Source organism: Rhodoferax saidenbachensis, assembly GCF_031457975.1.
In the GTDB taxonomy this organism is placed as follows: domain Bacteria; phylum Pseudomonadota; class Gammaproteobacteria; order Burkholderiales; family Burkholderiaceae_C; genus Allorhodoferax; species Allorhodoferax saidenbachensis_A.
In genome coordinates this window covers 379251-391754 of record NZ_JAVDXO010000001.1, presented here as the reverse complement: position 1 = coordinate 391754, position 12504 = coordinate 379251, and the positions used below count along the sequence as shown (strand labels likewise).

Here is a 12504-nt window from a genome sequence, read left to right as displayed (position 1 = left end):
TACAGGGGTGGCTTCAAAACCCAATAAAATCAAGGGCTTGGCACTTCGCTGCCACATTTACTACTACTAGCCGCCAAACAACATGACACACATCGTCACCGAAGCCTGTATCAAGTGCAAATACACCGACTGCGTGGACGTGTGCCCCGTGGACTGCTTCCGCGAAGGCCCCAACTTTCTGACCATCGACCCCGATGAGTGCATCGACTGCGCTGTCTGCATCCCCGAATGCCCGGTGAACGCCATCTACGCCGAAGAAGATGCGCCCAAAGACCAGCAGCACATGATCCAGCTCAACGCCGACCTGGCCAAGCTGCCTGGCTGGAAGAGCATCACCAAGCGCAAGGCGCCCCTGGACGACGCCGACGACTGGAAAGACAAGACCGGCAAGCTGTCTGAACTGATCCGCTAAACGTAAGCACAGCGGCACACGGCATGGCTGCACCCCTCATAGAAGCCGATGCCGTCGTCATAGGCGCAGGCCCGGTGGGCCTGTTCCAGGTCTTCCAACTCGGCCTGCTGGAAGTCAAAACGCATGTCATCGATGTCCTGCCCTATGCGGGCGGCCAGTGCGTCGAGCTGTACGCTGACAAACCCATTTACGACATCCCTGCCGTGCCGGTCACTACCGGCAGTGGCCTGACCGAGAGCCTGCTCCAGCAAATCGGCCCGTTCGGGGCGCAGATGCATTTCGGCCGGCAGGTCGCCTCCGTCCAGCGCCAGGATGATAGTCGCATCCACCTCACCACCACCAGCGGCCAAGCCTTTCTGACCAAGGCCTTGTTCATTGCCTCCGGTGTGGGCGCCTTTGTGGCGCGCAGCCTGCATGTGGACGGCATTGCGCAGTTTGAAGGCAGCCAGCTGCACTACCGCACGCCGCCCGTGGACAGCCTGTCCAAACGCCATGTGGTGATCCACGGTGGCTCCGATGCCGCGCTGGAATGCGCGCTGCAGGTACTGGCCCCGGACAACACCCATCGCCCCGCGTCCGTCACGCTGGTGCACCGGCGCGACGTGTTTGTGGCAGAGGCCGACACCCTGGCCCGCGTGCAGGCGCTGCGCGCGAGTGGTACGCTGCGCTTTGTGGCAGCACAAATCACGGGGTTTGAGGCTGCCGATGGCGTGCTCAAGGCGCTGCAGATTCTGGATGCCGAAGGCAAGACACGCGCCCTGCCCGCCGATCAGGTGCTGGCCTTTCTGGGCGTTTCGCCCAAGATGGGGCCGATTGCCGACTGGGGCCTGGCCATGGAGCGCAAGCAATTGGCCGTGAATACCGAAGACTTTGGCACCAATGTGCCCGGCATCTTTGCCGTAGGCGACATCAACACCTACCCCGGCAAAAAGAAACTCATCCTGTGCGGCTTCCACGAAGCCACGCTGGCCGCCTATGGCGCCATGCCCTTCATCTTCCCCGAGAAGAAAGTCATGCTGCAATACACCACCACCAGCCCACGCCTGCATGCGCTGCTGGGCGTGCAGACGCCGCAAAAAAATGCGTGACTTTTTTCAAAAAGACAGGCGCATTCCAAATCACCCAAAAAATCACGCTATAATTCGAGGCTCAATTCCTCAATAGCTCAGTTGGTAGAGCGCCGGACTGTTAATCCGTAGGTCCCTGGTTCGAGCCCAGGTTGAGGAGCCAGAACAACCCGCAAGGGTGCAAGAAACCCTGCTACTTTTTCAGTAGCGGGGTTTTTTCTTTGTCCGCCACAATGCGCTTCTATGAAAGCCGCTGCATGAAAGACCATTACGCAGCCCTGGGGCTCAACAGCGCGGCCACGCTGTCCGATATCAAGAAGGCCTTCCGCCAAAAGGCCGCGCTATACCACCCCGATCGCAACTCCGCTGCCGACGCAGCGCAGCGGTTTCGGGAGGTGCAAGAGGCGTACGAGGTGCTGTCCGACGATGACAAGCGCCAAGCCTATGACGACAACCGACGCCGGGGTCTGCTGGACAGCCCGATTGAGACCGCACGCGAGATCTGGAACGCCTATTTCGGCCGCATTCTTTGAGTTAGAACACCCATGAGCATTTCCCCGTTTTTCCAACATCTGCGCAGCGCCTACGAGGCGGAGATTGACGACCTGGCCTCGGACTCCGAAGGCACCCATGTGCTACCCAAAAAGTTGGCCGAGCGCCGCAAGGAACTGGGCTTTTTGCTCAGCATGCTGGAGCTCAGCCCCGAGATGGTGGCCGTGGTGTTCCACCAGGCCTTCCGCTTCAAGTCACCCGCCACATGGAACGATTTGCTCTCGCACGAATCAGAAGAACTACCCGAGTGGGACAGCCTGAGCGATGCCATCGAAATATCCCCCTGGGCCCGCCCACTGGCAGAGCAGGTACTCAAGCAGCCTGCCGGCCCCTGGTTTATGTGTGTGGCCGCGGCACTGGAATACATGTACGCCCGCCCGGACAGCCGCCCTGCGGCCGCGAATGACGGTGACGACGAGGAAGAAGAAGACCGCGAGTCTGAAGACGGCGGCCACGACGGCTTGGACGAAGACGAGCGCGAAGCCCGCGTGAGCGAGGAAGAAGGCGCCGCCTGGATGGTCGAGCAAGGCTTTGACCACAAAGACTGATTGAGCTGAGAACACGATGTCCCAACTTGCCCTGATTGAAAAAACCCAAGCCCTCATCGCCGCAGGCGACATCGTGGGCGCTGAATCCGTGTTGACCGAGCTGGCCGACAACGAGGGCGACGGCGCCCTGATGGTGGTGCTGCAGCAACTGCCCCCCAAAGACATTCTGGCCGTGATCCGCGAGTACGACGACTCCAAGGAATCCATCGTCAACCTGCTGATCACGCCGCAGCAGTTCGCCCATGCGGTGGTCATTGAAAAGCAATACAAGGACCTGACCCGCACCCACCTGCGCGGCATGATGAATTCGGTCATCTTCCGCGACGATGCGGCCGATGCCATCGAGTTTTTGACCGCCATTGGCGACCTGGAAGGCGGCAGCGAAGCGCTGGCCGACTACTTCACCGAAAAGTGGAGCCGTGTGGAGGCCTTTGCCCGTACCGGCACCTTTGACACGGTGGAAGACGATGGCGAAATGCTGTCCGAGCAGGCACTGTTGCAGTCCGCCTATGTGCGCCCGCGCGTGGAGCTGGACGAAGTGGCCGACCAGGACTGGATGCAGTTGGCCTGGCTGCTGCGCCACGAGATCCCAGACCTGTTCATTGAAATGCTCATCGTGCTGCGGGCCAAGGCACGCGCCCACGACATGGGCCTGGACGATGAAGAAGAAGCCGAGGAAGACGACGGCAAGGTCGAGACCGGCGACACCGACCGCGGCAAGGCCACCCCCGCCGCGCGCGAGGACGATGAAGAGGCCGCCATCTGACTATGTCCGCGCAGCCGCAAGCCGTCTCCCTGTTTGATGCCCGCCCCTTCTTCGAGAAGGCGCTGACGTTCGGCGTGCAGCACGGCCTGATTGACCAAGCCAAGCTGGATGCCATTTGCGCCGATGCGCCCAAGGGCATGGTGCAGATTGCCCGCTACTTTGGCACCGAGTTTTTGCGCCCCGAACTGGAGCAGGCCAAGGACCGCATGGTCAATCTGGTGAGCCTCTACCTGGAGCACAGCAGCGGTGGTGATTTGCAGCATGCCGCCGAGGCCCTGCGCGACCACAGCTTCCTCTCCCGCTCAAAGGGGGGCTCTGACATGCTCAAAGCGCTGATTGCAATGCCACAAAGTACCCACTTCGGCATGAACGAGCGCAGTGGTTTTCGCGATGAGCACATCCCCCAATTGGCCAAGTGGGCACTGCGCAGCCTGCCCGACTACCAGGCCGAGCTGGCGACGCGCAGCCGTGTGGCCGCCGTGGTGGACGCAGCCCTGTGGCTGGCCCAGCAATTGGGCGTGGACGACGAAGCGCTGGAAGAAGCCGGCAAGGACGCCGAGGCGGTGATCCGCACCGCGCTGCTGGCCTTGGCGCTCAAACGCACCGACATGCCCGATTGGGTGCTGTTCGAAAAAATGGTGTTGGCGTTGCGCAAGAAGTTCGCCACGCAGTCCGACAAATTCAACATCCCATTGCCGAAAGGCCTGCCAGACGAGTACGTGGAGGCCGTAGAGGCCGTGCGCCAATCGCTGCTGCAAGACGCACCCAAGTGGCTGGAATCCACCGTGCCCGCACGCAAGCTGTTTGACCAGACGCCCGCCTTCATGGGCCGCTATTTCTGGCTGGAAGACGCCCTGGCCGAGGTGGATCACTTTGCCCGCACCACCAGCAAGGCGTGGGACAAGGCCACCGGCGGCAATGACGACGAAAGCTCGTTGCTCACGCTGTTCCTGTGCATGGCAGCCGGCAGCACGCCCAAGACCCTGTTGACCGAAAAGGCCGCAGCCACGCTGGTGCGAAAAATTCGCAAGTCGGGATTGAAACCAGAATTTGTCAGCGCCTTCATTGCGGAGCACGCGCCTGCCCAGCACCAGGACGACTACGCCAGCCTGTGGGACAACTTCATCGAAGACGCTCTGCCAACGCTGCAGAGCGACCACGACCACACCTTCAACGATGCGGTGGCGCTGCTGCGCCGGGAATGCAATATCGGAGCGTGAAGCCCCATGGATTGCCCTAGTCCCTACTGGGTTGCCAAGTCGAAGATCTTGGCCATGGGTACCCACTTTTCACCGGCAGGCGTCCACGGCGTAGGTGCCTGGTAGGTCCACATCAGCGCTTCCCAGCGCACGATGGCCGGGTTGTTCAACGAAGCCTGGGCCATGCCCTCGGCACTGTAGACCATAGGGTCCACCTCCATCACCATGAACAGGCGCGTGCCCAGGCGGTAAATCTCCATGCCCAACACGCCCTGGGTGCGCAGGTGCTCGCGCACCTCGGGCCAGATTTTTTCGTGGGCTTTTTCGTAGTCGGCAATGCGCTGGGCATCGTCCACCAAATCCAGGGCCAGGGCATAACGCATAAGGTTCCTTGTCGTGTAAATGTCAGGTTGGCAGGGATGCGAGTTTGAACTGCGCCACGGTGCCCACCAAATCATGGGCCTGACTTTGCAGGCTGCTGGCCGCTGCAGCCATTTGTTCTACCAGTGCTGCATTTTGCTGCGTTGCCTGGTCCATCTGGCGCACCGCCTCGCCTACCTGCGATACACCTGCACTCTGTTCCGAACTGGCCGCACTGATTTCCGACATGATGCCAGTGACGCGCTGAATCGCTGAGACCACCTCGGTCATGGTCTCTCCGGCCCTGTCCACCAACTGGCTTCCTTGGGCCACGCGTTCCACACTGGTATCAATCAAACCCTTGATCTCCTTGGCTGCCTGGGCAGACCGCCCAGCCAGAGAACGCACTTCAGACGCCACCACGGCAAAGCCTCGACCTTGCTCGCCGGCGCGGGCCGCCTCTACCGCCGCATTCAGCGCCAGGATGTTGGTCTGGAAGGCAATGCCGTCGATCACGCTGATGATGTCGGCAATTTTCTGGGAAGACTCATTGATGCCCTTCATGGTTTCTACGACCTGCCCCACCACCGCCCCACCTTGCGTAGCCACGGTCGACGCGGTCATGGCCAACTGGCTGGCCTGCTTGGCGCTATCGGCGTTTTGTTTTACCGTGGAACCCAGCTCCTCCATCGAGGCTGCGGTTTCTTCCAGTGCACTGGCTTGCTGCTCGGTGCGGGCACTGAGGTCGTTGTTGCCATGGGCAATTTCGGAGCTGGCGGTAGCCACCGCCTCTGACCCCGATCGCACCGACAACACTACCTGGACCAAGTTAGTTTGCATGCTTTTCATGGCGGCCATCAGGCTGCTGGTGTCGTTCTGGTGCACCGCGATGGTCTGGGTCAAATCTCCTGCACCAATGTTCAACGCCACCCGTGCAGCGTCTTTGGGCTCGCCACCGAGCTGAGACACCAGCAACCGGACAATGACAAAAGAAACGCCTACGGCCAGCAGCACACTGACCACGGCAATCGCGACCAGCTGCAGCAACGCGGCGCTGTAGACCTTATTGGAATCTTCAAAGGCTAGCCGGTTGGCGTCTTGCTGGTACTGCATGCCCGCGTCCAGTGCGTTCTGCCAATCCCCAATGGCATCGCCCACCAGTTTGAGAGTCTTGATGGCCTCGGAGTCCCGGTGCTCCTGCACTGCGGCGTAGAGATTGCCTAGCAGCGGCATGGCCTTCTGATGCGCACCGTCCACTTTCTGCCAGGGCCCGTTGGTTTGGGCAATCACATTCGATTGCGAGAGTTTCTCGCGGACTTGGTTGTAGTGCTCGGCCTCGGCTTTGTAGGCGTTGATCTCGTCCAGAATTTCAGCGTCGCTGTTGAGCAGAATGATTTTGCGCACCGACAAGCTGATGTTGGACACCGATTTGTGCAGCGCATGCGCAATGGCGATTTGTGCGTTGTTGGTCGTCTCCATTTGCTCCAGGTTGCCATGCATGCGACGCATCATTTCGGCATTGATGGCGCTGGACACGAGGTACACCACCACCAGCAAACCAAACCCTGCGTACAGGATTTGGGAAATCTTCAGATCAGACAATTTCATGCGGCACGATTTTCCAGAGAGCAGCGGCTAGGACAGCGCGCGGTCCAGGTGGGTGTAGCCACCGTCGACAAACACCCATTGACCCGTGGTGTGGGAAGACACGTCCGACAGCAGGAAGACGCACATGCTAGCCATTTCTTCGGACGTGGTCATGCGGTGCCCCAGCGGAATCTTGGCGGTGATGGAGGCCAGCTTTTCTTCAGGCTTGTCAAAGCTGTTGATCCAGCGCTCGTACAGGGGGGTCATCACCTCCGCCGGGATCAGGGCGTTCACGCGCACGCCGTCGTTCAGCAGTGCTGCGGCCCATTCACGGGTCAGCGACAGTTGCGCGCCCTTGGAGGCGCAATAACCACTGGTGTTGCCCTGCCCCGTCACCGCCGTCTTCGACGACACATTCACGATGGCGCCCTTGCTGGCCTTGAGGTGCGGCACGCAGTAGTGGGCCATGGTGTAGTAGTGGATGAGGTTGCGCTCCAGCGAACCCACAAAGGCATCTCGTCCTGCGTCCAGGCCAATGCTGTCGTTGATACCGGCGTTGTTCACCAGGCCGTCGATGCGCCCAAAGCGCGCCACCGCCTGCGCCACGGCATCGCGGCAGGCCGCGTCATCCGACAGCTCCACCTGCACAAACAGGTGCTGCCTGGCCTTGGCCTGTAACTGCAGGGCAAAGTCCTCAGGCATCGGGCTCTTGCCCAGGATCACGGGGATCGCGCCTTCTTGTGCCAGCGTGAGCGAAATGGCCGCACCAATGCCGCTGGCCCCACCGGTCACGATGACCACTTTGTCTTGTAAATGCAGATCCATGGGAACTCTCGGTCAAATGTCAATTGAGGTCAATCCGCCAGGGCCTGCACATTCAGACCATAGCAGCGGATGGCATTGCCACTCCAGAAGGCATCCTGCTCCCGCACCGTCAGGCGCGTGCTGGCCCATTTATGCGCCAGGCCATGCACCACGTCATACGGTGCCGCCAGCTGGCACACCGGCCAGTCCGAACCGAACATCAACCGCTGCGGCCCAAAGGCCTCCAGTGCCTGGTCAAAGCAGGACAAGATAATTTTGGCATCGTCGGGTGCCATACCGGCGTTGCTACTCCAATCGGCCTCGGTCACCACGCCCGAGAGCTTGCACATCACATGGGGCAGCGTGGCCAGTTCACGGATGCAACTGCTCCAGCGGCCCGGCACTTCGGCACTGCGGGTCCAATCACGCACAGCGGGCTTGCCCACATGGTCCAGCACCAGCCAGTGCTGGTCGTGGCGCGCACAAAACTCGGTCACGCTGGGCAATTGGTGGTCAAACACCAGCACGTCGTACACCAGGCCCCGCTGTTGCACCGCACGCAACCCGGCGTTGATGGCTGGCGCATTCACCCAGGCGCCTACGTCCGCCTCGTCCTGCAGGATATGGCGCAAGCCTTTGAAGGCAGCGTGGTCGGTCCACTGCTCCAGGTGGTGCTCCAGGTCGGACGCACCCAGATCGGCCCAGCCCACCACACCCAGCACCTCGGGGTTCTGGTCCGCTACACGCAGCAAAAAGTCAGTCTCGGCGGTCAGCGTGCGGGCCTGCACGGCCACGACGGCATCCACCCCCGCAGCGCCCATGGCCGCTTCGCAGTCCGATGGCATGCAGTCCCGTTGCAGCAGGGGCATGGCCTCGCTGATCCACGGAAATTCCTCGGCGCGGTAGCGCCAGTAGTGCTGGTGGGTGTCTATCTTCATGCCGCGATGGCTTTGCGTTGGAAGGTGTATTGCTTGAGCGACTCGGCCTTCATCTCAATCGAGAAACCGGCTGCTTGCGGTGGCATGTAGGCGGCGTTCTCGATGACGCAGGGGTCTACAAAATGCTCGTGCAGATGGTCCACAAACTCGATCACGCGGCCTTCGCGGGTGCCCGCAATGCACAGGTAATCGATCATGGACAGATGCTGCACGTACTCGCACAGGCCCACGCCGCCAGCATGCGGACACACCGGCAAGTTGTACTTGGCGGCCATCAGCATCACCGCCAAAATTTCGTTCACACCGCCCAGGCGGCAGGAGTCGATCTGCACCACGTCAATGGCGCCACGCATGATGAGCTGCTTGAAGATGATACGGTTCTGGCACATCTCGCCCGTGGCCACCTTCACCGGGTGCACGCCCTCGCGGATCACGCGGTGGCCTTCGATATCGTCCGGACTGGTAGGTTCTTCGATGAACCAGGGCTTGGCAAAGGCCAGTTCGCGCACCCATTCCACGGCCTGGTTCACTTCCCAGACTTGGTTGGCATCGATCATCAGTTGGCGGTCTGGTCCGAGTACCTCACGCGCAATGCGCAAGCGGCGGATGTCATCGGCCTTGTCGCGTCCGACTTTGAGTTTGATGTGGTTGAAGCCCGCATCGGTGGCTTCCTTGCAGAGGCGGCGCAGCTTGTCGTCGTCATAGCCCAACCAGCCGGCCGATGTGGTGTAGCAGGGGTAGCCCTCGCGCTCCAGCGTGGCCCAGCGTTCGTCCTTGCCCACGGCTCTCTCACGCAGCAGCGTCAGCGCTTCTTCGGGCGTGATGCAGTCGGTGATGTAGCGAAAGTCGATGAGCTTGACCAGTTCTTCTGGGCTCATGCGGGACACCAGCTTCCACACAGGCACACCTTCGAGCTTGGCCCACAGGTCCCACACGGCGTTGACCACAGCGCCCGTGGCCAGGTGGATGGCGCCCTTGTCCGGGCCAATCCAGCGCAATTGGCTGTCGGACGTGATGTAGCGCCAGAAGCGCCCCATGTCCGCGGCCACCCAGTCCATGTCCAGGCCCACCACCAGGTGGCGCATGGCTTCAATGGCAGCGCAGCAGATCTCGTTGCCGCGGCCAATCGTGAAGGTCAGGCCGTGGCCTTCCTTGCCGGGCTGGTCGGTTTCCAGGATCACATAGGCCGCGGAATAGTCCGGGTCCGGGTTCATGGCGTCCGAACCATCCAGGTGTTGGGACGTGGGGAAACGCACGTCCACGACGCGCATGTTGGTGACTTTGGTCATATCAGGCCTGTACGGTCTTTTGGGTTTGGGTTCCCAGGCCGTCAATGCCCAGGTGGATGGTTTGTCCTGCGCGCAGGTAAAGAGGCGGCTTTTGGCCCATGCCCACGCCGGGCGGGGTCCCAGTGGAGATCACGTCGCCAGGCTGCAGGCTCATGAAGCGGCTCAGGTAGGCAATCAAAAACTTCACGCCATAGACCATGGTGGAGGTGCTGCCGTTCTGGAAACGCTTGCCGTCCACATCCAGCCACATCTTCAGGGCCTGCGGATCGGGTACCTCGTCGGCCGTGACCAACCATGGGCCGGTGGGGCCGAAGGTGTCGCAACCCTTGCCCTTGTCCCAGGTGCCGCTGCGGTCCAGTTGGTATTCGCGCTCGGACACATCGTTCACCACGCAGTAGCCCGCAACATGGGACAGCGCATCGGCCTCCTCGATGTAGCGCCCGCCTTTGCCGATGACCACGCCCAGCTCCACTTCCCAGTCGGTCTTGACCGAGCCCCGGGGAATTTCCACCTGGTCATCGGGGCCGACGATGGCGCTGGTCCACTTGTTGAAGACCACCGGTTCGGGCGGCACTTGCATGCCGCTCTCGGCCGCATGGTCGGAGTAATTCAGTCCAATGCAGATGAACTTGCCCACCTGGCCCACACAGGCCCCGAGGCGCAAGTCCTGTTGCGGAGTGCCTGCCACCAGGGGCAAGCTCTCAATGTTCACGCCACGCAAACGCGCCAGACTCTCGGGCAGCAGCGCGGCAGCGGCCACATCGGCAATGTGTCCCGACAGGTCGCGCACGCGGCCTTGGGCATCCAACACACCGGGCTTTTCCTGACCTGGCAATCCGTAGCGTACTAGTTTCACAGTCTCATCCTCAGAATAAAAAAACAAACGGGGCAAGGCACTACAACTTCAACAGCCGCAGCGCACTTGCCCCAGGGAACATCAATCGTAAAGAACGGCCGCGATCTTGGCGTCCTTCATATTGCTCTTGTCGTAGTAGTAGAAGCCGGTGTCGATGATCTTGGGCAACTTCTCACCCTTCAAGGCCTTCACAGCCGCTTCCACTGTCTTGTAGCCAATGCCCACAGGGTTTTGCGTGATCGCGCCGGCGATGGTGCCGTCGTTGATCATGTCCTTCTGGGCCTTGCCGGAGTCAAAACCAATGATGACCACGCCGGTCTTCTTGGCTTCCTTCAAGCCCTTGCCTGCACCAATGGCAGAACCTTCGTTGGTACCGAAGATGCCTTTGAGCTGGGGGTGGGCTTGCAACAGAGTCTTGGCAATTTCAGCCGACTTCAGGTGGTCACCACCGCCGTACTGGATGTCCACGACCTTGATCTTGGGGTACTTGGCCTTGATCTGGTCCACAAAGCCGTCACGGCGGCCAGTGCCGGTGGTGCTGGTCTGGTCATGGCCGATCACGGCCACTTCGCCTTCACCACCAATTTTTTCAGCCATCTTGTCGGCGGCCAGTGCTGCGGCAGCCTTGCTGTCGGTTTGGGCGGTGGTCAGCACGATGTCGCTGTCCACACCCGAGTCAAACGCGATGACCGGAATCTTGGCGGCCTGGGCTTTTTTGAGCAAAGGAATAGCCGCCTTGCTGTCCAGCGCGGCAAAACCGATGGCAGCGGGCTTTTTCGCCAGCGCGGCCGACAGCATGTCGATCTGCTTGTCCACCTGTTGTTCGGTTTCGGGGCCTTCGAAGGTGACCTTCACCTTGTAGTCCTTGGCGGCCTGGTCAGCGCCCTGCTTCACCGCTTGCCAGAACTGGTGCTGGAAGCCTTTGGAGATCAGGGGAATGTAGATCTCCTGGGCCGTTGCGAAGCTGGAAAAACCAGCCAGTGCCAAGCCGGCGGTCAAAGCCAGCAGTTGTCGTTTTGCGTTCATGGGTTGTCTCCTGTTGAAAAAATTTATGTCACACGAAATCACGGGAAAGGGAAAAACACGGGGCAAGGAAAAGGATGTGGGGCGTGGTGCGGTCTCCTTATTTCTTGTTGCGGCGCAGGTTGTCGGTGTAGACCGCCAAAATGATGATGAGACCGGTGAGCACCATCTGCCACTCCTGGGCGACCGACATGATGCGCAGGCCGTTGATGAGTACGCTCATGATGAAAGCGCCGATGATGGTTCCCAGAATCGTGCCCACACCGCCGCTCAGCGACGTGCCGCCAATCACCACGGCGGCGATGGCGTCCAGCTCATAGCCCTGGCCCAGTGCGGGCTGTGCGGAGTTCAGGCGCGAGGCAATCAGCAGCCCCGAGATGCCGCAGATGCCACCCGCAAACGCGTAAATGATGACCTTCCAGCGGTCCACATTCACACCCGACAGGCGTACCGCCTCTTCGTTGCTGCCCAAGGCAAAGGTGTAGCGGCCCAGGGCCGTCTTGTTGAGCACCACGGCGCACACGATGGCTACCAAAAACAGGATCAACACGCCGTTGGGAATCGGCAGCGCAGGAATCAGGTCCCCAATCAACGAGCCCAGTGCGATCTGGTCAAAACCCTCCACATCGCTGAAGTAGATGGGGCGTGTGCCGGTGATGATGAGCGAAGCACCCTTGAGCAGCATCATCATGCCCAGCGTGGCAATGAATGGGGGCACATTGAGCTTGGTAATCGCCAGGCCCGACAGCGTGCCGCACAAAGCCCCCACACCAATGGCGCACACAATGCCCAGCGGCATGGGCATGCCCAAATTCACCATGAACACACCGGCCATGACGGCACAGAAGGTCATGAGCACGCCCACCGACAGGTCAATGCCCGAGGTGATGATGATGAAGGTGCTGGCAATGGCCAGCACGCCAATGACGGTGGTGGACTGCAGGATGCCAATGATGTTGTCCTGCGTCATGAAGGCATCGGGCTTGAGCGCGGTGAACACCAGGATCAGTGCGATCAGGCTGGCAAAGGCCAGCAGCTTTTGCTTGGCCTGGCCACCCGACAAGCGCGCCAGCCAGGAGGGAGAGTTCGATTCGGACATGGAA

General features: G+C 60.8%; 14 protein-coding genes and 1 tRNA gene. 7 read left to right on the top strand and 8 right to left on the bottom strand.

Annotated elements, in window-relative coordinates; translation table 11 throughout:
* Window positions 1–82 precede the first annotated feature (82 nt).
* The 7 genes from fdxA to J2X15_RS01910 all read left to right on the top strand — a co-directional run bounded on the left by fdxA (window position 83) and on the right by J2X15_RS01910 (window position 4565).
* The gene (gene fdxA, locus J2X15_RS01940) at window positions 83–412 is read left to right on the top strand and encodes a ferredoxin FdxA (protein WP_310338962.1); all 330 of its coding nucleotides are present in this window, start codon (window positions 83–85) and stop codon (window positions 410–412) included.
* 23 nt (window positions 413–435) lie between these two features.
* The gene (locus J2X15_RS01935; protein WP_310338957.1) at window positions 436–1500 is read left to right on the top strand and encodes an NAD(P)/FAD-dependent oxidoreductase; all 1065 of its coding nucleotides are present in this window, start codon (window positions 436–438) and stop codon (window positions 1498–1500) included.
* Window positions 1501–1566: 66 nt separating this feature from the next.
* A tRNA-Asn gene (locus tag J2X15_RS01930) sits at window positions 1567–1642 on the top strand.
* Window positions 1643–1736: 94 nt separating this feature from the next.
* Window positions 1737–2012, top strand: a complete 276-nt coding sequence (locus tag J2X15_RS01925) for a DnaJ domain-containing protein (protein WP_310338954.1) — start codon at window positions 1737–1739, stop codon at window positions 2010–2012.
* A 12-nt stretch (window positions 2013–2024) separates the two neighbouring features.
* Window positions 2025–2579 carry a hypothetical protein gene (locus J2X15_RS01920; RefSeq protein ID WP_310338952.1) on the top strand — a complete coding sequence of 185 codons (555 nt, stop codon included), beginning with the start codon at window positions 2025–2027 and terminating at the stop codon, window positions 2577–2579.
* Between the two features lie 16 nt (window positions 2580–2595).
* Window positions 2596–3345, top strand: a complete 750-nt coding sequence (locus J2X15_RS01915; protein WP_310338950.1) for a hypothetical protein — start codon at window positions 2596–2598, stop codon at window positions 3343–3345.
* Window positions 3346–3347: 2 nt separating this feature from the next.
* Complete coding sequence (locus tag J2X15_RS01910) at window positions 3348–4565, top strand: hypothetical protein (RefSeq protein ID WP_310338948.1); 1218 nt, start codon at window positions 3348–3350, stop codon at window positions 4563–4565.
* A 23-nt stretch (window positions 4566–4588) separates the two neighbouring features.
* Here J2X15_RS01910 and J2X15_RS01905 read toward each other — a convergent pair whose 3' ends face one another.
* From J2X15_RS01905 to J2X15_RS01870, 8 genes are all read right to left on the bottom strand, one after another.
* Window positions 4589–4927 (bottom strand): L-rhamnose mutarotase, encoded by a 339-nt coding sequence (locus J2X15_RS01905; protein WP_310338945.1) that lies wholly within the window; start codon window positions 4925–4927, stop codon window positions 4589–4591.
* Window positions 4928–4949: 22 nt separating this feature from the next.
* Window positions 4950–6512, bottom strand: a complete 1563-nt coding sequence (locus tag J2X15_RS01900; RefSeq protein ID WP_310338943.1) for a methyl-accepting chemotaxis protein — start codon at window positions 6510–6512, stop codon at window positions 4950–4952.
* Between the two features lie 27 nt (window positions 6513–6539).
* Window positions 6540–7316 (bottom strand): L-fucose dehydrogenase, encoded by a 777-nt coding sequence (locus J2X15_RS01895; RefSeq protein WP_310338940.1) that lies wholly within the window; start codon window positions 7314–7316, stop codon window positions 6540–6542.
* A 29-nt stretch (window positions 7317–7345) separates the two neighbouring features.
* A complete protein-coding gene (locus tag J2X15_RS01890) occupies window positions 7346–8233 on the bottom strand; it encodes an L-fucono-1,5-lactonase (RefSeq protein ID WP_310338938.1) in 888 nt (295 codons plus the stop codon).
* Window positions 8230–9522 (bottom strand): L-fuconate dehydratase, encoded by a 1293-nt coding sequence (locus J2X15_RS01885; protein ID WP_310338936.1) that lies wholly within the window; start codon window positions 9520–9522, stop codon window positions 8230–8232. The genes J2X15_RS01890 and J2X15_RS01885 overlap by 4 nt, the downstream gene beginning before the upstream one ends.
* A 1-nt stretch (window position 9523) precedes the next feature.
* A complete protein-coding gene (locus J2X15_RS01880; RefSeq protein ID WP_310338933.1) occupies window positions 9524–10378 on the bottom strand; it encodes a fumarylacetoacetate hydrolase family protein in 855 nt (284 codons plus the stop codon).
* Window positions 10379–10459: 81 nt separating this feature from the next.
* Window positions 10460–11404, bottom strand: coding sequence for an ABC transporter substrate-binding protein (locus J2X15_RS01875; RefSeq protein WP_310338929.1), 945 nt, complete (start codon window positions 11402–11404; stop codon window positions 10460–10462).
* Between the two features lie 97 nt (window positions 11405–11501).
* Window positions 11502–12500, bottom strand: a complete 999-nt coding sequence (locus J2X15_RS01870) for an ABC transporter permease (RefSeq protein ID WP_310338927.1) — start codon at window positions 12498–12500, stop codon at window positions 11502–11504.
* Between the last annotated feature and the right edge of the window lie 4 nt (window positions 12501–12504).

Excerpts from the sequence above, each read along its gene's own strand:
- fdxA (WP_310338962.1), top strand. The coding sequence starts at position 83 with ATGACACACATCGTCACCGAAGCCTGTATCAAGTGCAAATACACCGAC.
- J2X15_RS01935 (WP_310338957.1), top strand. The coding sequence starts at position 436 with ATGGCTGCACCCCTCATAGAAGCCGATGCCGTCGTCATAGGCGCAGGC.
- J2X15_RS01925 (WP_310338954.1), top strand. The coding sequence starts at position 1,737 with ATGAAAGACCATTACGCAGCCCTGGGGCTCAACAGCGCGGCCACGCTG.
- J2X15_RS01920 (WP_310338952.1), top strand. The coding sequence starts at position 2,025 with ATGAGCATTTCCCCGTTTTTCCAACATCTGCGCAGCGCCTACGAGGCG.
- J2X15_RS01915 (WP_310338950.1), top strand. The coding sequence starts at position 2,596 with ATGTCCCAACTTGCCCTGATTGAAAAAACCCAAGCCCTCATCGCCGCA.
- J2X15_RS01910 (WP_310338948.1), top strand. The coding sequence starts at position 3,348 with ATGTCCGCGCAGCCGCAAGCCGTCTCCCTGTTTGATGCCCGCCCCTTC.
- J2X15_RS01905 (WP_310338945.1), bottom strand. The coding sequence starts at position 4,927 with ATGCGTTATGCCCTGGCCCTGGATTTGGTGGACGATGCCCAGCGCATT.
- J2X15_RS01900 (WP_310338943.1), bottom strand. The coding sequence starts at position 6,512 with ATGAAATTGTCTGATCTGAAGATTTCCCAAATCCTGTACGCAGGGTTT.
- J2X15_RS01895 (WP_310338940.1), bottom strand. The coding sequence starts at position 7,316 with ATGGATCTGCATTTACAAGACAAAGTGGTCATCGTGACCGGTGGGGCC.
- J2X15_RS01890 (WP_310338938.1), bottom strand. The coding sequence starts at position 8,233 with ATGAAGATAGACACCCACCAGCACTACTGGCGCTACCGCGCCGAGGAA.
- J2X15_RS01885 (WP_310338936.1), bottom strand. The coding sequence starts at position 9,522 with ATGACCAAAGTCACCAACATGCGCGTCGTGGACGTGCGTTTCCCCACG.
- J2X15_RS01875 (WP_310338929.1), bottom strand. The coding sequence starts at position 11,404 with ATGAACGCAAAACGACAACTGCTGGCTTTGACCGCCGGCTTGGCACTG.
- J2X15_RS01870 (WP_310338927.1), bottom strand. The coding sequence starts at position 12,500 with ATGTCCGAATCGAACTCTCCCTCCTGGCTGGCGCGCTTGTCGGGTGGC.